At 68.9% G+C, this 15,951-nt stretch carries 19 protein-coding genes and 1 pseudogene; 12 read left to right on the top strand and 8 right to left on the bottom strand.

All coding sequences use genetic code 11. From position 1 onward, the window contains the following. Positions 1–204: 204 nt before the first annotated feature. From A3ES_RS0132575 to A3ES_RS49215, 3 genes are all read left to right on the top strand, one after another. Positions 205–1,035: an NUDIX hydrolase gene (locus tag A3ES_RS0132575; RefSeq protein WP_020391041.1), complete on the top strand. Its 831-nt coding sequence runs from the start codon at positions 205–207 to the stop codon at positions 1,033–1,035. Then, positions 1,032–1,814, top strand: coding sequence for an MBL fold metallo-hydrolase (locus A3ES_RS0132570; RefSeq protein WP_020391040.1), 783 nt, complete (start codon positions 1,032–1,034; stop codon positions 1,812–1,814). The genes A3ES_RS0132575 and A3ES_RS0132570 overlap by 4 nt, the downstream gene beginning before the upstream one ends. A 468-nt stretch (positions 1,815–2,282) precedes the next feature. Beyond that, positions 2,283–3,233 carry a type IV toxin-antitoxin system AbiEi family antitoxin domain-containing protein gene (locus A3ES_RS49215; RefSeq protein WP_020391039.1) on the top strand — a complete coding sequence of 317 codons (951 nt, stop codon included), beginning with the start codon at positions 2,283–2,285 and terminating at the stop codon, positions 3,231–3,233. Positions 3,234–3,386: 153 nt separating this feature from the next. On the opposite strand, the gene A3ES_RS0132560 is transcribed toward A3ES_RS49215, so the two are convergent. Next, positions 3,387–4,064 carry a Crp/Fnr family transcriptional regulator gene (locus tag A3ES_RS0132560; protein ID WP_020391038.1) on the bottom strand — a complete coding sequence of 226 codons (678 nt, stop codon included), beginning with the start codon at positions 4,062–4,064 and terminating at the stop codon, positions 3,387–3,389. A 283-nt stretch (positions 4,065–4,347) separates the two neighbouring features. On the opposite strand from A3ES_RS0132560, the gene A3ES_RS51755 reads away from it, so the two are divergent. From A3ES_RS51755 to A3ES_RS0132520, 8 genes are all read left to right on the top strand, one after another. Beyond that, a complete protein-coding gene (locus A3ES_RS51755; protein WP_020391037.1) occupies positions 4,348–4,839 on the top strand; it encodes a hypothetical protein in 492 nt (163 codons plus the stop codon). Next, complete coding sequence (gene nth / locus A3ES_RS0132550) at positions 4,779–5,558, top strand: endonuclease III (RefSeq protein WP_020391036.1); 780 nt, start codon at positions 4,779–4,781, stop codon at positions 5,556–5,558. Before A3ES_RS51755 ends, nth begins: the two co-directional genes overlap by 61 nt. A gap of 185 nt (positions 5,559–5,743) precedes the next feature. Beyond that, positions 5,744–6,169: a TlpA family protein disulfide reductase gene (locus tag A3ES_RS0132545; protein ID WP_020391035.1), complete on the top strand. Its 426-nt coding sequence runs from the start codon at positions 5,744–5,746 to the stop codon at positions 6,167–6,169. Next, complete coding sequence (locus A3ES_RS0132540) at positions 6,166–6,945, top strand: NUDIX hydrolase (protein ID WP_020391034.1); 780 nt, start codon at positions 6,166–6,168, stop codon at positions 6,943–6,945. Before A3ES_RS0132545 ends, A3ES_RS0132540 begins: the two co-directional genes overlap by 4 nt. Continuing rightward, the gene (locus tag A3ES_RS0132535) at positions 6,942–8,114 is read left to right on the top strand and encodes a MarP family serine protease (RefSeq protein ID WP_020391033.1); all 1,173 of its coding nucleotides are present in this window, start codon (positions 6,942–6,944) and stop codon (positions 8,112–8,114) included. Before A3ES_RS0132540 ends, A3ES_RS0132535 begins: the two co-directional genes overlap by 4 nt. Positions 8,115–8,156: 42 nt before the next feature. Further along, positions 8,157–8,672 carry a SigE family RNA polymerase sigma factor gene (locus A3ES_RS0132530; RefSeq protein ID WP_020391032.1) on the top strand — a complete coding sequence of 172 codons (516 nt, stop codon included), beginning with the start codon at positions 8,157–8,159 and terminating at the stop codon, positions 8,670–8,672. A gap of 1 nt (position 8,673) precedes the next feature. Further along, positions 8,674–9,408, top strand: coding sequence for a hypothetical protein (locus A3ES_RS0132525; protein WP_020391031.1), 735 nt, complete (start codon positions 8,674–8,676; stop codon positions 9,406–9,408). Next, positions 9,405–9,938 (top strand): hypothetical protein, encoded by a 534-nt coding sequence (locus tag A3ES_RS0132520; RefSeq protein WP_020391030.1) that lies wholly within the window; start codon positions 9,405–9,407, stop codon positions 9,936–9,938. Before A3ES_RS0132525 ends, A3ES_RS0132520 begins: the two co-directional genes overlap by 4 nt. Here A3ES_RS0132520 and A3ES_RS0132515 read toward each other — a convergent pair. The 3 genes from A3ES_RS0132515 to nhaA all read right to left on the bottom strand — a co-directional run bounded on the left by A3ES_RS0132515 (position 9,892) and on the right by nhaA (position 12,638). Continuing rightward, complete coding sequence (locus A3ES_RS0132515; protein WP_020391029.1) at positions 9,892–10,755, bottom strand: alpha/beta fold hydrolase; 864 nt, start codon at positions 10,753–10,755, stop codon at positions 9,892–9,894. The two genes, A3ES_RS0132520 and A3ES_RS0132515, sit on opposite strands and share 47 nt — an antisense overlap. Positions 10,756–10,808: 53 nt before the next feature. Continuing rightward, on the bottom strand, positions 10,809–11,207 hold the full coding sequence (locus A3ES_RS0132510) for a phage holin family protein (RefSeq protein WP_237745125.1): 399 nt from the start codon (positions 11,205–11,207) through the stop codon (positions 10,809–10,811). 225 nt (positions 11,208–11,432) lie between these two features. Beyond that, on the bottom strand, positions 11,433–12,638 hold the full coding sequence (nhaA, locus tag A3ES_RS0132505) for a Na+/H+ antiporter NhaA (protein ID WP_020391027.1): 1,206 nt from the start codon (positions 12,636–12,638) through the stop codon (positions 11,433–11,435). A gap of 315 nt (positions 12,639–12,953) precedes the next feature. Between nhaA and A3ES_RS0132500 the strand changes: the two genes are divergently transcribed. Continuing rightward, positions 12,954–13,712, top strand: coding sequence for a GntR family transcriptional regulator (locus A3ES_RS0132500; protein WP_020391026.1), 759 nt, complete (start codon positions 12,954–12,956; stop codon positions 13,710–13,712). Positions 13,713–13,776: 64 nt separating this feature from the next. Here A3ES_RS0132500 and A3ES_RS0132495 read toward each other — a convergent pair whose 3' ends face one another. The 4 genes and pseudogenes from A3ES_RS0132495 to A3ES_RS49205 all read right to left on the bottom strand — a co-directional run. Further along, positions 13,777–14,451: a sugar isomerase domain-containing protein gene (locus A3ES_RS0132495; protein ID WP_020391025.1), complete on the bottom strand. Its 675-nt coding sequence runs from the start codon at positions 14,449–14,451 to the stop codon at positions 13,777–13,779. 54 nt (positions 14,452–14,505) lie between these two features. Further along, a complete protein-coding gene (locus tag A3ES_RS0132490; protein WP_020391024.1) occupies positions 14,506–14,946 on the bottom strand; it encodes a hypothetical protein in 441 nt (146 codons plus the stop codon). A 115-nt stretch (positions 14,947–15,061) separates the two neighbouring features. After that, complete coding sequence (locus A3ES_RS0132485; protein ID WP_020391023.1) at positions 15,062–15,253, bottom strand: hypothetical protein; 192 nt, start codon at positions 15,251–15,253, stop codon at positions 15,062–15,064. A gap of 256 nt (positions 15,254–15,509) precedes the next feature. Next, positions 15,510–15,951 (bottom strand): annotated as a pseudogene (locus A3ES_RS49205) (hypothetical protein); the annotation flags it as partial.

Here is a 15,951-nt window from a genome sequence, read left to right as displayed (position 1 = left end):
GAGCCGCCCACAGACAGCAGCGCCGCCACCCGGCGGGCGAGCAGCACTAAGCCGCGCCGTCCGCTCGCAGTACAGGCGGAGCCGCCCAATAGATTGCAGCGCCGCCACCCCCGGCGGCCGGGGCCACTGCCACCACGCGGCTCGTGGTGCTGGCGGACCGGCCGCCTGCTGTGCAGGGTGGGTGGTCAACGATCTGGAGGTGCAGTGGTTCGGGATCTGAAGTCGCAGCTGCTTTCCGGTCGGATGGCTGCTGAGGCGCTCTCCTTTGTCCACGAGGGCCGCACAGCGGCCGAGCCGCGGCCGGCCTCGACGGTGATCCTGTTGCGCGACAGCGCGGCGGGACCAGAGGTCTACCTGCTGCGGCGCCAGCAGAGCATGGCGTTCGCCGCGGGGATGACCGTGTTCCCCGGCGGACGCGTGGACCCCACCGACTCCTCGATCGCCGACTCCTGGTCAGGACCCCCGCCCGAGTGGTTCGGCGAACGCCTGGGCTGCGCCGCCGACACAGCCGCGGCGTACGTGGCGGCCGCAGTACGGGAGACCTTCGAGGAATCAGGTGTCCTGCTGGCCGGTCCCTCCAACGAGTCCATCGTCGGTGACACCACCGGCGACGACTGGGAGGCCGACCGGGTTGCGCTGGAGTCACGCGAACTCGGGTTCGCCGACTTCCTGCACGGCCGGGGCCTGGTACTGCGTGCCGACCTGCTCGGCGCGTGGGCGCACTGGATCACCCCCGAGTTCGAGCCCCGTCGCTACGACACCCGCTTCTTCGTCGCGGCCCTCCCCGCCGGACAGGTCACCCGCGACGTGACCAGCGAGTCCGACCAGGTCGCGTGGATGCTCCCGGCGGAGGCGGTCCGCGCGGTCGAGGCGGGCGAGATGCTGATGCTCCCGCCGACCTACCTGTGCTGCCTGGACCTCACGCCGTACGGCACCGTCGCCGACGCGCTGGCAGCCTCCGCCGACCGCGAGATCCGGCCGATCATGCCGACCATGCGGGTGGAGAACGGCCAGGCCTTCCTGGAGACCACATGACCGTCGAGCCAGTCACCGACTACGCGTCCCGCCTCCTCGCGCCCAACCCAGGCCCGATGACGCTGGACGGCACCAACACCTGGATCCTCCGGGCTCCCGGCGCAGGCTCCGCCGTCGTGGTCGACCCAGGACCGATGCTCGAGGAACACCTGCGCGCCGTGCTCGACGCAGTCGCGCAGTACTCGGTGACGTCGGTGCTGCTCACCCACGGCCACTTCGACCACTCCGAAGGCGCGGCGTGGTTCGCATCGCAGGCGAACTGCCCGGTGCGCTCAGTCGACCCCGCCTTCCGCATCCCCACGGACCACGCCCGCGGCCTTGCTGAGGGCGACGTGATCACCTCAGGCGACCTGCGCATCGAAGTGCTGCCGACTCCCGGCCACACGATGGACTCGGTCTGCTTCTGGCTCCCACAGGACGGCTCACTCCTCACCGGCGACACCGTCCTCGGCCGCGGTACGTCAGTCGTCGCCCACCCCGACGGAGCCCTAGGCCCCTACCTGGACTCCCTCGAAAGCCTCCGAGCCTTCGCCAACTCCCCAGCCGGCGTACAACGCCTCCTACCCGGCCACGGCCCGGTCATCAACGACCCAAACGCCGTCCTCACCTACTACCTCAACCACCGCCACGAACGCCTAAACCAGGTCCGCACCGCCCTAGCCGCCGGCCACACCACCGCCGAAGCAATCGTCCACCACGTCTACGCCGACGTGGACCCAATCCTGTGGCCCGCAGCCGAGCGCTCAGTCCAAGCCCAACTCGCCTACCTAAACCCCTAACCCCGCGCCCGGCCCCACCCGCGCCCGGCCCCACCCGCGCCCAGCTCCGGCTGCGCCCGGCTCCGGCTGCGCGGCTCCGGCCTCCTTCGGTGTGCTTCACCCCTCCTCCGGGGGTTCGCCCCCTGTTCTGCCAGGGGGCGAACCACGCCACGAGGAGCGAACCCCTCCGGCACTGGCGAACCCCTTCGCTGCTGGCGAACCCCTCGGGCAGGGCGCGAACCCCTCGGCCGGAGCGCGAACCCCTCGGGCAGGGCGCGAACCCNTCGGCCGGAGCGCGAACCCCTCGGGCAGGGCGCGAACCCGTCGGCCAGGGCGCGAACCCCGCAACCAGGGGGCGAACCCCGCAACCAGGGCGCGAACCCCGCAACCAGGGGCTGACCGCTCAGGGGTGGGCTGTTTGGGGGTAGTTGTCCACAGGTTTGGAGGATTGGGGTGGGGGGTGGTGGGGATCGCGGCAGGTTGTTGAGTATGAATCCCAAACTTCGGCGTCGTGCCTCGGAGTACGGCGACACTTTCAATCGGCAGGATGCGGTGGAGTGCGGTTACACGGTGAGTCAGATCCGTGAGCGGCTCCGCGATGGGCGATGGATCTCGGTCAGACGAGGCTTCTACGCCGAGTTGGTGGACCGGGCCGGCAGTCCGCCCTGGGAGCGCCAAGCGGCCGAGCATCGGCTTGCGGTCCACGCCGCCGCGCGGGCGCTCGCCGGGAGCCCTGTGGTGATCAGCCATCAGTCGGCTGCGGTTCTGCATGGCCTGCCGACGTGGGGGCTCGATCTCGACCGCGTTCATGTGACCCGCACGGACCGCGGCCACGGACGCATTCTCGCGAGAACGAGCCACCACGTGGGCGAGTTGCCGGCCCGCGCTGTGACCACGACCGAAGGTCTGCCGACCACCACGATCGCGAGGTCGGTCGTCGACGCATCGTGCTCAGCGGGATACGAAGTGGCTGTCGCGCTGTGCGACGGCGCCCTGCAAAGCGGTCGGGTGACGAAAGCCCAGCTCTCGGAAGAGCTGGGCCAGATGGTCGGCTGGCCGGGAACCTGTACTGCGCAGGCGGCGGTGGCCTTCGCCGACGGGCGTTCGGAGTCTGTCGGCGAGTCCCGGCTCCGGGTGCTGATGGACACCCACGGCCTGCCCGAACCCGAGCTGCAGGTTCAGTTCAGCGCCCGCGATTTCGTGGCCCGGGTGGATTTCTACTTCCGGCAGTTCGAGGTGATTGTCGAGTTCGACGGATTGATCAAGTACCGCGATGACGCCGTCGACGCCGTCGTACGGGAGAAACACCGTGAGGACCGGCTGCGCTCAGCCGGCGTACTGGTCGTCCGGGTCACCTGGGACGACCTCAACCACCCCGACCGCCTCATCCACCGAATCCGCCAGGCCTTCGCCCTCTCCGAAAGGCGGCTCAGCTCCTGATGGAGGGGTTAGCCCCTTGCTCTGACAGGGCGCTAACCCCTCCGGCGAGGGCTAACCCCGCCGATGGGGTTCAGCGCACCGTTGCGGAGCCCCGCGCCGGTGGGTTCAGCGCCGATTCGGGTCAGCGAGCTCGGCGGTTGACCGCTCAAATGGTCAGCGGGCGCGGCGTTGTAGGCGGTCTACGTCTAGGAGTACTACCGAGCGGGGTTCTAGGCGGACCCAGCCTCGGGAGGCGAAGTCGGCTAGGGCCTTGTTGACTGTTTCGCGGGAGGCGCCGACGAGCTGGGCGAGCTCCTCCTGGGTCAGGTCGTGGTGGACGTGGACGCCGTCGTCGGCGGTGCGGCCGAAGCGGCTGGCCAGGTCGAGGAGGGCCTTGGCTACGCGGCCCGGTACGTCGGAGAAGACCAGGTCGGCCACGACGTCGGAGACCTTGCGGAGCCGGGACGCGAGCTGCAGCAGCAGGCCGCGGGCCACCTCGGGGCGGCCGGCCAGCCAGCGGAGCAGCTCGTCGTGGGTCAGCGACATCAACGAGGCGTCGGTGACGGCCGTGACGGTCGCGGAGCGCGGGCCCGGGTCGAACAGCGACAGCTCGCCGAACATCTGGCCGGGGCCGAGGACGGCGATCAGGTTCTCCCGGCCGTCGGCGGAGGTGCGGCCGAGCTTGACCTTGCCCTCGACAACGACGAACAGCCGGTCACCGGAGTCGCCCTCGTGGAACAGCACCTGGCCGCGGCGCAGCCTGCTCTCGGTCATCGATGCGGCCAGCGCATCGGCTGCTTCGTCGTCGAGCTGGCTGAACAGCGGTGCTTGTCGGAGCACTGCGGCGTCCACGAATGGGCCTCCTTGGACCTGAACTGCGACCTTCGAGGGTGCTGCGAGCGCCCTCGGCGCCAGGCGGATCACACCCGGTCGCCCCAAAACCGTAGCCCCTCGGGTGTGCGCACCGCCACGTAGGCCTGCCGAGACTCGCCGGAGCGCCACCCACAGCTGCCCTTCAGCACGCCGTGGCCAAGCCGCTGTGACCCACCGACAGCCACACCGGCGTGTCGCCGGATGGTGGAGGATTGGCCGCGGGATCGAACGAGGGTACGCCGGTCCGCAGGGCACCGCCCGCGTGATCGGCCTCCTGGCCGAGATGCGCCGCCTCAACACCGCCATCGCGTTCTCCCAGGCCCGAGTGGACGCCGGCGACGAGTGGGCCCTCGAGTGGGTGCCGAAACGCCAGACTGGCGACTTCAACCAGGTCTCGGAGGCCCAGTTCCTCCTGACCCGCAACGCAGACTCGGCACTCCGTGACCTACTGGGCAACGGCAAGGAGCGCAGTACGACGCGCCGGATCTCCGACGCCGAGTACGCCGCGTACGGCGACTTGCGGGTCAGCCTGCCCGAGCCCGGCCGCGCCGAGATCTCACTCGCCTGCTGGACCGTCTACACGGACACCGCCCGCTACTTCGGGGACAACCCGCCGAACGAAGCGGAGACCGAACACCATCCCCTCAGGCGCCTGAACGGAGACTGTCGGAGCCCGGACGTAGGCTGGCCTCCATGCCGACCCAGCGTGTCGAGGCCCCCGCCTCTGTCGAATCCGCCGTCCTGGTGCCGTTGAAGCTGCCCCGGAAGGCGCCTGTCTTCACCGACGAGACCTCCACCCAGCTGGTCCGGCGGGCCCGCAAGATGCACAAGGTGCTGACCGACACCTACCCCGACGCGCACTGCGAGCTGGACTTCACCACCCCGCTGGAGCTGCTCGTCGCCACCATCCTGTCGGCCCAGACGACCGATGTGATGGTCAACAAGGTGACCCCGACGCTGTTCGCGAAGTACCCCGACGCCACGGCGTACGCGGAGGCCGATCGGGAGGAGATGGAGACGATCCTCAAGCCGACCGGCTTCTTCCGGGCCAAGACGAACAGCCTGATGAAACTCGGCCAGGCCCTGGTCGACGAGTACGACGGCGTCGTGCCGAACAAGCTGGCCGAGCTGGTCAAGCTCCCCGGCACCGGCCGCAAGACGGCGAACGTCGTGCTTGGCAATGCCTTCGGGGTCCCCGGCATCACCGTCGACACGCACTTCGGGCGGCTGGTCCGCCGGTTCGGCTGGACCGAGGAGGAGGACCCGGTCAAGGTCGAGCACCTGATCGGCGACCTGTTCCCGAAGAAGGACTGGACGATGCTGTCGCACCGGCTGATCTTCCACGGCCGCCGCCGCTGCCACGCCAAGAAGCCGGCCTGTGGCGCCTGCCCGATCGCGCAGTGGTGCCCTTCCTACGGCCTCGGCCCGACCGACCCCGAGCTGGCCGCGAAACTGGTGAAGACTCCAGCGTGAACCGACCACCCAGCATCCGTACTACGTGCCGCGGCCGCGCTCTCGTGGTCGTCGCGCTTGCTGTGCTGGGTTTACTGGCTGCCTGCGGCGATCAACAGCCGGGGAGTGTCGCGAAGGAGCCAGATGGGACTGTCGCCGGGGCTGATCAGTTGAAGCCGTGCCCGAGCGTTCAGTCGCGTCCGCCGGTGGCCAATGCCCTGCCGGACGTCAGCCTGCCGTGTCTGGGCAAAGGCCCCGACACCCGCCTGGCCGACCTGCGTGGGCCGCTGGTGATCAACGTCTGGGCCCAGTGGTGCGCCCCTTGCCGAGAGGAAGCGCCGTACCTGGCCGAGTTGCACCGCAAGGCCGGCAGCAAACTCGAGATGCTCGGGATCGACTACATCGACACCCGCCCGGATCTCGCCGTGAAGTTCGCGGTCGAGCAGCACTGGGACTATCCCCATCTGGTCGACCGGGAGAAGCAGACGCAGCAAGCGCTGAGGATCGGCGGCCCGCCTCTGACCGCCTTCGTCGACAAGAGCGGCGCGGTCGTCTACGTGCACCGCAAGCCGATCACGTCGCAGCAGGAGCTGGATCAGCTGGTGCAGGACAAACTGGGAGTGACCTGGTGAGGACCAGTACGACGTACGACGTGGAGCTGCCCGAGTTCCTGCAGGGGTTGAGGACCGCCTCCCAGGAGGTCGACCCCAAGGAGCTGTCCCGCTTCCTGCCACCCGAGGACGACCCAGGCGTACGCGGCTCCGCAGTACTAATCCTGCTTGCCGACGGCAACGATGCCCACAGCAACGGTCCGGACGTCTTGCTGACCGAGCGAGCCTGGACCCTGCGCAGCCACGCCGGCCAGATGTCCTTTCCCGGCGGCCGCGTCGACCCGGAGGACGGCACCGGCGTCGAAGGCCTCATCCGTACTGCGTTACGCGAAGCCGAGGAGGAGACGGGCGTCGACCCGAAGGGCGTCGAGGTGTTCGCCGTCTGGCCCTCACTCTGGGTGCCGGTCAGCAATTTCGCCGTCTCACCCGTGCTCGGCTGGTGGCGGGAGCCGTCGCCGGTCGCGGTGGTCGACCCCGCCGAGGTCGCCTCGGTGCATCGCGTCGCGCTCGCGGCGCTGGCCGACCCGGCCAACCGGATCAGCTGCCTGCACCCGTCGGGTTTCACCGGCCCGGCGTTCACCGTGGGTGACCTCTATATCTGGGGTTTCACCGCCGGTCTGCTCGACAAGTTACTGAAGCTTGGCGGCTGGGCGCGCGACTGGGACCCCGGCAACGTCGTACCGTTGCCCGACCGACTGGTCGAGGCGGCCTGGCGGAGTGAGGGGCGGCGGCCGGAGGACGTTCGGCGGCTGACGGCCATCGAGCACGACCTGGGGCGTCCGGAGGGTGTGGAGTGAGCGGTCTCGATATCGCGCTGCTGGTGGTGACCGCGCTGGTGGCGCTCTCGGGGTACATCGAGGGATTCGTGCTCGGTGCGTGCGCGACGCTCGGTCTGCTGGCGGGCGCCGCGGTCGGGGTGTACGGCGTACCGCGGGTGCTGGACAACTTCTCGCCCAGCGTCGAGGTGTCCTTCGCGGCCCTGGTCCTGGTCGTGCTGCTGGCCTCGATCGGCCGGACCATAGGAGCCCTGCTCGGCTCCAAGTTGCGAAACAAGATCTCCTGGAAACCGGTCAAAGCCGTCGATGCGCTCGGCGGCGCGGCGCTGGCGGCCGCCTCCGTGCTGGTCGTCTCGTGGGTGCTCGGCGTCGCCGTCAGCGGGGCCCGGATTCCCAGCGTGACGTCTGCCGTCCGCGGCTCGCAGGTGCTCGCCAAGGTCGACGAGGCGCTGCCGGGCGGTGCCGATCGCGCGTTGCAGGCGTTCAACGATGTAGTGAACACCGATCTGTTCCCGCGCTTCCTCGACCCGTTCGTGCCGGAGCGGATCCGCGAGACGCAGCCGCCGGACGGCGCGATCGCGCGCAACCCGACCGTGCGCGCGGCGTACACCCGGATCGCCAAGGTGACCGGCGTCGCGAACTGCTCGCGTGGCTTGGAGGGCAGCGGTTTCGTCTACGCCCCGCAGCGGGTGATGACCAACGCGCACGTGGTGGCCGGCGTCAGTTCGCCGAAGGTGGAGGTCAACGGGCACGCGTACGACGCCAAGGTGGTGCTGTTCGACCCCAGCGTGGACATCGCCGTCCTGCATGTCCCTGAGCTCAAAGAGAAGCCGCTGGTCTTCGACCCCGACGGCAAGGCCGACGCGGCCGCGGTCGTACTCGGCTACCCGGAGAACGGCCCGTTCGACTCCGAGCCGGCCCGGATCCGGTCCGAGGAACGCCTGCGCGGCCCGGACATCTACGGCGACAAAACCGTGACGCGCCGAGCCTTCTCCATCTGGGCCCAGGTCCGCCCCGGCAACTCCGGCGGCCCGCTGCTGTCCTCGAAGGGCACCGTGTACGGCGTCGTCTTCGCCGCCTCGGTCGAGGACAACCGCACCGGCTACGTCCTGACGGCCGATCAGGTCGCCGAAGACGCGGCGACCGGCGCCAAAGCGACCCAAGAGGTCTCCACCCGCAGTTGCACCTGATTCCTCTTCAACAGATCGGTACTCCCGCGGCGTTGGAAGGGTGTGACGATTACGAGCGGGGACACCGAGCGAGCCGCGTTCGACGAGGTGGTGGCGTCGAGCGAGCGACGGCTGCTGCGGCTGGCGCTCATGCTGTCCGGCGGGGTGCACAGTGCGGAGGATCTCGTCCAGACCGTGCTGGCCCGGGCGCATCGCCGCTGGGACCGGATCAGCGCGCTCGACAATCCGGACGCGTACCTGAGCAAGATGGTCGTCAATGAGTTCTTGAGCTGGCGCCGCCGACTCAAGAACCAAGAGCTGCCGCTGGCCGAGCTGCCCGACACCCCGGCCGATGACGACGTCAGCACCCGCCTCGCCCAACGCGACGCCGCGTGGCGCCTCCTCGCGGGCCTGCCGCGCCAGCAACGCGCAGTACTGGTGCTGCGGTTCTACGAGGATCTTCCGGACGACGAGATTGCCACCATCCTCGGCTGCTCGACCGGCACCGTGCGCTCCCACGCGTCCCGCGGCCTGGCGACCCTGCGAGCAAACCTCCCGACCTTCGACAAGGAGCACTGAGATGCCCAAGCTCACGGACGACGAGGTCGGCCAACTACTCCGCGAAACCTTTGCAGACAAGGAGAACCTGGTCGACCAATTGCCAGAAGCAACTACCTCGCCGGTACGCCGAAAGCTGCCGGTGCTGATCGCCGCCGCCTCGGTGCTCGCCGTCCTCGGTGGCGCGGTCTCGATCGTGGGGACCGACCACAAGCAGGAGGCCCGGCCGACCCAGACCCCGACCGTGCCGCTCGGTGATAGCTACGCCCCCGCCGCCAGCAAGCCGACGGCAGCTGTTACCACCACTCTCGAGCTGAACCTGACGGTGACCGGCTGGGGCCTGGTGCTCAAAGAGGCGCTGAAACTGGAGCGTCCCGCCGGCGGCTGGCCGGCCGTCAAGATCCTCGACAGGCCGTACCGGGGGGCCGGGGATCCGAGCGGTCCAGGGGTGGCGGGCATACCTTTCGATGCCAAGACCCGAACAAAGCTCGCCGGGTACGCGGATGCACAGGTCGAGTGGGTGAAGAGTCGGCCCACCGGCGCAAACATCTGTGATCAGCCCGCCGCTACGCCGTACATCACGCTCGGCCCGGTCGTCTTCGATAAGAAGGCCGAGAGTGCGACGGTCGGAGTGAGCGTATGGAGATCCTGCCAGGACGGGATGTGGGCGACCTACCGCCTCGCGGACGTCCCCAACCCGAAGGGCGGAGCCGACTGGAAGATCACCGGAACAGTCGGCCCCGTGGCCAGGTCATGAAGTCCAAGCTCGCGATGGCCTCCGTCCTGATCTTGCTCACTGGCACCCTCTTCGCCGCCGCGGTCTACGAACGGACCACCCGAGTGCCGTCCGACGAGGCACTCAGGGCGGCCGTGATCTCCGAGATCCTGAAGAAGACTCCGGAGCAGAAGCTAGGGCCGGACCTGCTCGTCCTGATGGCTCCGAAGGACTACCCCGCGCCGCCAGACATGGGGCAGTCGCCCCGCGGGCCGGACTTCTCCGCGCAGACCAAGGCCGAGATCGAGCGACTGGTGATCACCGACCAACCGATCCGCTGGGTCGGCGAGGATCACGCCTGCAAGAACCCTCGGCCCACCAACCGGTTCGTCGCCGTCGGCCAGATCGTGGACCGAGGCGATCACCGGGAGGTCATGACCTTCGACGCCCGGGGATGCCTCTATGCGAGCTGGGCGACCTACCGAGTCGTCCAGGGTGGCGGATCGTGGAAGGTGGATGGGCTGGTCAAGCCGATGTCCGGGATGGCGCCTGCGATTCGGCCAGCCACTTAAGCAATAGAGCGTTGAATAGGTCCGGTGTTTCCTCGTGGGGGAAGTGGCCGGAGGTGGTCAGTACTTCGCTTCGCAGCGGCCCGGTGAGCAGACCCCCTGGTGTTGTCGCGCTGACAGCTCCGTCCTGAGCGCCATGCACCTGCAGGACCGGTACTGCGACCGGCGTGTGCATGCGGGCGGAGTACCGGCGGCCGTCGGCGCGTAGGCGCGAGCGGACGAACCAGCGGTGGTACTCCAGAGCGCAGTGCGGTGCCGGCCAGACCTGAAGGGCTGCCCGGTAGCGGCGCGAGGCTTCGGCGTCCGGGAAGGTGCCGCCGGGTGCCGACCAGGCTCGGAGGAGTTGCTCGATGTGGATGCCGTCATGGGCGAGCAGGCGCCGCTCCGGCAGTACCGGTAGCTGGAACCAGCCCACCTGGGCCATAGACCGCAACTGCCCCGACCGCATCAGCTGCAGCGGGTGGGGAGCCGACACAGCCGCTAGAGCACGCACTTGCTTAGGCGCCAGTACTGCGGCCGACCAGGCAACGAACCCACCCCAGCCGTGCCCGACCAAAACCGCATCGGTCGCACCCAGCGACCTGATGACGCCCGAGACGTCCGCGGAGACCGTGAAGGGGTCGTAGCCACGCGGGGTCTTGTCGCTGGCTCCGTAGCCGCGCAGATCCATCGCGACAGCCCTGTACCCCGCTGCGGCGACTACCGGCAGCTGATGCCGCCAAGCCCACCAGAACTCAGGGAAACCGTGCAGGAACAGCACCAAGGGATCGTCCGCCGCGCCACACTCGGCCACGTGGAACCTCGCCCCGTTGGCCGCCACCAGCGAATGCGACCACGGCCCGTCGACGAGCAGATCCGAAACTCCGGCGGGACTCAGTCGCCCTTGCCGATCGCTTTGAGGGCCTCGACGGACTCCTTCGAGGTCTCGATCGCGCGCTGCGGGCCCTTCGCCTTGCCGATCATCTTCTTGCCGACCAGTACCAGCACGAGCGCGATCAGCAGGTAGAGCACTGCGACGATCAGGAACGCCAGCGCCGGATGCAGGCCGATCGCGTGCACGCCGTACGCCGCGGCGATGGACAGCAGGATGACCGCGAGCAGCGCCAGGAAGCCGGCGGCACCGAACATCCCCGCGCCGGTGCCGGCTGCGACCGCCGTCGACTTCAGCTCAGTCTTCGCCAGTTCGAGCTCACTGCGTACCAGGTTGGACAGATCCTTGCTGGCATTGGCGACGAGCTGCCCGACTGTGGGCTCATCCTCGGTCTGCCCCATCGACATGGCGCTCCTTCCAAGCGGGTGTCCGGAGTGTCCCGTGAGCGACGTAGCTTGACGCTATCGGCGCCCAGGCACGCACCTCGCGGCACTTGCCCAGCGCCCACGATGCTCCGCATCGAGGCCACTGCTCAAGCACCGCGATGCACGCACCTGGACACCGCTATCGTTCAAGCTACGTCGCCCACGGGACACTACCCAAAGACCCTAGCCTGTACCCCCGCCTCAATCCTCGGCGTACGCGCGGTTGCGGCGGAACAGCAGGACGGCGGCAATCAGCGCGGAGAGCAACGAGGCGACCAGGACCGCCGCCTTGGCCCGTTCGATCTGGGCGAGGTCGTCGGCGAAGGCGAGCTGGGCGATCAGCAGGGCGACGGTGAAGCCGATTCCGGACAGCACCGAGACCGCGCCGACGTCGCGCCAGGCGAGGTCGGAGTTCAGCTCGGCCCGGGTGAAGCGCGCGGTCAGCCAGGACCCGCCCAGGATGCCGATGATCTTGCCGCCCATCAGCCCGGCGACCACGCCGATCGCGACCGGATCGGTCAGCATCTCGCGCAGCGCGTCGCCGCCGAGCGTGACGCCCGCCGCGAACATCGCGAACAGCGGTACGGCGACACCCGCCGACCATGGGCGCAGGCGATGCTCCAGCCGCTCGGCCGGGGATCGCTTCTCGTCGGCGTCCGGCCGCACTCGCGTGACTAGGCCGAGCGCGACGCCGGCGATCGTGGCATGGATGCCCGACTCGTGCATGAACCACCAGGCCGCCAAGACGATCGGCACGTACAGCAGCGCAGTACGGACTCGGCGGCGTTGCAGGAAGTAGAAGGCGGTGATCAGGGCGAGGGAAGCCACCAGCGCCAGCAGGTTGATCCCGTGCGAGAAGAAGGCGGCGATCACCAGGATCGCGCCGAAGTCGTCGATCACCGCCAAGGTGAGCAGGAAGGCTCTGAGGGCGCTGGGCAACGACCGGCCGACGATCGCCAGTACCGCCAGGGCGAACGCGATATCCGTTGCCGTCGGCACCGCCCAGCCGTGAGGCTTGCCATCGGCAACGGTCAGGTTGATCGCGGCATAGATCAGCGCCGGCACCGCCATCCCGCAGAACGCCGCGACCACCGGTACGACGGCCTCGCTGATCCGCGACAACGTGCCGACCACCAGTTCACGCTTCAGCTCGACGCCGGCCAGGTAGAAGAACAACGTCAGCGCACCGTCGCTGGTCCACTGCTCGACGGTCAACGGACCGAGCTGGGCGTCACGCAGGTGGTGATAGCCGTCCTGCCAGGGCGAGTTCGCCCAGACCAGCGCGATCACCGCGACCCCGACGAGGATCAGGCCACCGGTCGTCTCGGCGCGCAGGGTGTCGGCCAGGAAGGCGCGCTCGGATCCCAGAATCCGTGGAAAGGCTCGTCGTTTCTGCAGCAGCCGCACCGGCGGCTCCCTTCGCTCGGGCGTGGTCGGACCAATCGCCGACCAGACTTCCCGGCACACCAAGCGCGGGGGTTGCCCGGCTTTTCCACCCGATCCTACCGGGTCCAGGCGCCCGCGTCCGGTCCTTCGGTGACGAACGGTGCGGAACTCATACCGGCAAAGTTACCGGCCTCCGACGGAGATGATTGCTAGCCGTCAGAGGTGCCAAACAGTACTGTCGGCAGTAGTGGTCTAGTTCGAACATTCAGGAGCACAACGCGGCTCGCGACCCCCGGCAACCGGTTTGCCGGGCACATTTCCAGGGATACTGACGTCATGGCCCGCCCAAGGAACAACCCCGGTGACCTCGCGGAACTCCCCACGGAGCTGCGCACCGATCGGCCGAAGGGTGACCAGATCCGCGAGATTCTGGAGACCCTCACCCGCAGCCTCACGGCAGGCACCGTGCTGCCGTCCGAGCGCGTCCTGGCCGAGCGCTTCGGCGTGGCCCGGATGACCGTCCGGCAGGAGGTGGACCGGGTCGTCGCCGAAGGCCTCGCGGCCCGCCGGCCAGGCGGCGGCACGTTCGTCGCCGAGCCACGCCCGGCCCGGATGCTCACGTCGTCCTTCAGCCAGGACATGCGCGCCCGCGGCATCACGCCCGGCGCCAAGGTGCTGGAGCATTGCGTCGGCACCGCGGACGAGGCACTGGCCGCCGAGCTGGAAGAGCCGGTCGGTACGCCGGTGCTGCACCTGGTCCGGCTCCGAACCGCCGACGGCGAGCCGATGGCGATCGAGCGGACCGCTTTGTCGCTGCGGCGCTACCCGGGCCTGGAGGAGCTGGACCTCGAAGAAGTCTCGCTCTACGACTCACTCTCGACGCGGTGGGGCGTGACGCTGGGCATGGTGTCCGCCTCGATCGTGGCGGCACCGCCGGACGCGGCCGACTGCGAACTGCTCGGCATCGAATCCAGCGTGCCCTGCCTGATCATCACCTCGGCGCCGCGGACGGCGTCCGGCGAGGTGATCGAGTTCGGCCGCTCGATCTACCGCTCCGACCGCTACGACATCACCGTCGCCTACCGCGCAACCTGACCACCTCAAGCGCCGTACGACGGCGCCCGCGCTCAGGCTCTGCAGTACGGCGGTGTGCCCGGCCTCAGGCGTTCAGGCTGCGGAGTACGTCGGGCGTGTGACCGCGCTCGGCGAGCAAGGTGACGACCTCGACGACCAGCGCCTGTGCGAGCAGCGCGCCGACGACGGTAGAGGTCGAGCCGGTCCGCTCCGGACTGCCGTCGACCTCGATCAACGCGTCGCCGGGAACGCCGCAGTTGTCGATCACCACGTCCGCGACCTCGAACAGCCGCTGCCCACCGGGCGCCCGCGACTCGACCGCCTCACTGTGCGCCAGCGAAGTCAACGCAATCACCGTCGCCCCCGCAGCCTTCGCCCCCACCGCGAACTCCACCGGTACTGCGTTGCGCCCCGAGTTCGACACGACCAGGACGACATCCCCCGCCGCGACCTCGTTGACCTGCAGCAGCACGTCGGCCAACCCGCCGAGCCGCTCTAGCAATGAGCTCTTCAGCAACCCCTCGTGCAACATCAACCCGGGCTCCAGCACCGCCCGCACACTCGCCAGCCCACCGGCCCGCCCGTACAACTCCTCAGCAATCACATGACTGTGCCCGGTCCCGAACACCCAGAACGTCTTCCCGCCGCCCAAGGTATCGGCCACTACTCCGGCGGCCTCCCGAACAGCCGGCAACTGTGTCTCCACAGCCCGCGCGGTCAGTTCCATCGCCTTGCCCAGAAACTCCTCAGCTCCACCCATACTCAGAACCTATCGGTGCCTCCAGGCCTCGGGAGAAACCCAAGTAGACCAATCTCAGAGCTGAGCGGCCAGAACCCCGAGGGCGAAGGCGGCGCCGGCCAGCCCGAGCATGATGGTCGCGAGAGTTATGAGCTGGCGCTGGAGAGCCGGGCGTTCGGCGGCGGTGGCGAAGATCCGGCGCGGCCAGTGGCGCCAGGAGACGTACCAGAAGATGGCGGTGGCGGCGAGCAGGAGAGCGGCCTTGAGGGCGTGCAGCCACCAGTGCTGGTGGTCCAGGAGGATGAGGATGATGCCGCTGACAGCGATCACCGCGATCAGCGCCAGCACCTTGTAACGGTTGCCTGAGGCAATGATTGCGGTGAGCGTCTCGCGGTCGTCCTCGCGCGGCCCGAAGTACTTCTTGAGCTTCGGCTGCACGACGAAGAGCGAATAGGCCATCCCGCCCACCCACGCGGCAGCCAGGCCGGCATGGACGATGGCGATCAGAGCGGTCACCGGCCGATCATGCCACGCGATGCGCGCCTGTCGGCGGTCTTGGAGTTGGCCAGGGGTTCAGCGGCGGTTGCGGGGTGGCCGGGGGTTAAGCGGCGGTTGCGGGGTGGCCGGGGGTTCAGCGGCGGTTGCGGGGGTGGTTCTTGCCCATCCGTTCGTTGCCGCGCTTGTAGTTGCCGGTCCAGCGGGCCATCACTTCCTGCGGGTCGTCGTCGACCTCAGCGAGGAACTCCGCGGCCCGGGCGCCGCGCAAGACGGTGGCCGGCTTGCCATGGTGAGTGATGCGAACCGTCCCGTCGGGACTGCTCACATAATCGAATCCATTGGCTGCCGGCACCGGGCCATTCCAGCAGGAGCGGGTCGACGCGGCAACTGAGTACAGGCGAATGCCAGAGCTAGGGCTGTGCGGTATCGAGGCCGGCGCTGCCGATCGGTCATTCCTGGGCCTTCGACTGGCGACCACTCTCGCGGTTTGTCGGATGGTGCTTTGTCGGAAGGCGGTTTGTCGGGTGCCAGAGCGACAGAACGGATCATCCGCAGGGCTGGACCCGCCCTTGCCGCCGGGCTCAGAAGGGTGGTGGTTCGTCGGGCTCAGGGGGTGGTGTCGGCTTGTGGATGAGCCCGGGGGCGGCGGGTGGTGTGGTGTAGCGGTGGCCGGTTGGTGTGGTGACTGTGGTGGAGCCGTCTGGGTTGTTGGTGGCGGCCCAGCCCCAGGCGGGGGTGTCCTTGATGACGTGGTGCAGTTCGCAGTAGTTGCGGAGGTCTGCCAGTCTCGTGACTCCGGTCTGGGCGAAGGGGACGCCGTGGTCGCGGTCGCATTCACGCGCAGCCCGGTTGCAGTTCACCCAATCGCAGACGGGGTGGGCTGCGAGCAAGGTCTCCGATACGAGCATCCCGGGGTCATGCCGCGTGGTCGAGGCCTCGAGCACGGTCCCGTTGACCGGGTCGGTCAGGATGCGCCGCCAGGTGCCGTCGGCGGCGATGCGTCGAGCCATCTCGGCAGGAATC

This window comes from Kribbella catacumbae DSM 19601 (assembly GCF_000372465.1).
Classification (GTDB): Bacteria; Actinomycetota; Actinomycetes; order Propionibacteriales; family Kribbellaceae; genus Kribbella; species Kribbella catacumbae.
This window is presented reverse-complemented; position numbering and strand designations above follow the sequence as displayed.

What these genes read in the sequence shown, in the direction of transcription:
- A3ES_RS0132520 (WP_020391030.1), top strand. Translation starts at nt 9,405, where the DNA reads ATGAAGTCCAAGCTCGCGATGGCCTCCGTCCTGATCTTGCTCACTGGC.
- A3ES_RS0132510 (WP_237745125.1), bottom strand. Translation starts at nt 11,207, where the DNA reads ATGGGGCAGACCGAGGATGAGCCCACAGTCGGGCAGCTCGTCGCCAAT.
- A3ES_RS0132525 (WP_020391031.1), top strand. Translation starts at nt 8,674, where the DNA reads ATGCCCAAGCTCACGGACGACGAGGTCGGCCAACTACTCCGCGAAACC.
- A3ES_RS49215 (WP_020391039.1), top strand. Translation starts at nt 2,283, where the DNA reads ATGAATCCCAAACTTCGGCGTCGTGCCTCGGAGTACGGCGACACTTTC.
- A3ES_RS0132495 (WP_020391025.1), bottom strand. Translation starts at nt 14,451, where the DNA reads ATGGGTGGAGCTGAGGAGTTTCTGGGCAAGGCGATGGAACTGACCGCG.
- nth (WP_020391036.1), top strand. Translation starts at nt 4,779, where the DNA reads ATGCCGACCCAGCGTGTCGAGGCCCCCGCCTCTGTCGAATCCGCCGTC.
- A3ES_RS0132500 (WP_020391026.1), top strand. Translation starts at nt 12,954, where the DNA reads ATGGCCCGCCCAAGGAACAACCCCGGTGACCTCGCGGAACTCCCCACG.
- A3ES_RS0132570 (WP_020391040.1), top strand. Translation starts at nt 1,032, where the DNA reads ATGACCGTCGAGCCAGTCACCGACTACGCGTCCCGCCTCCTCGCGCCC.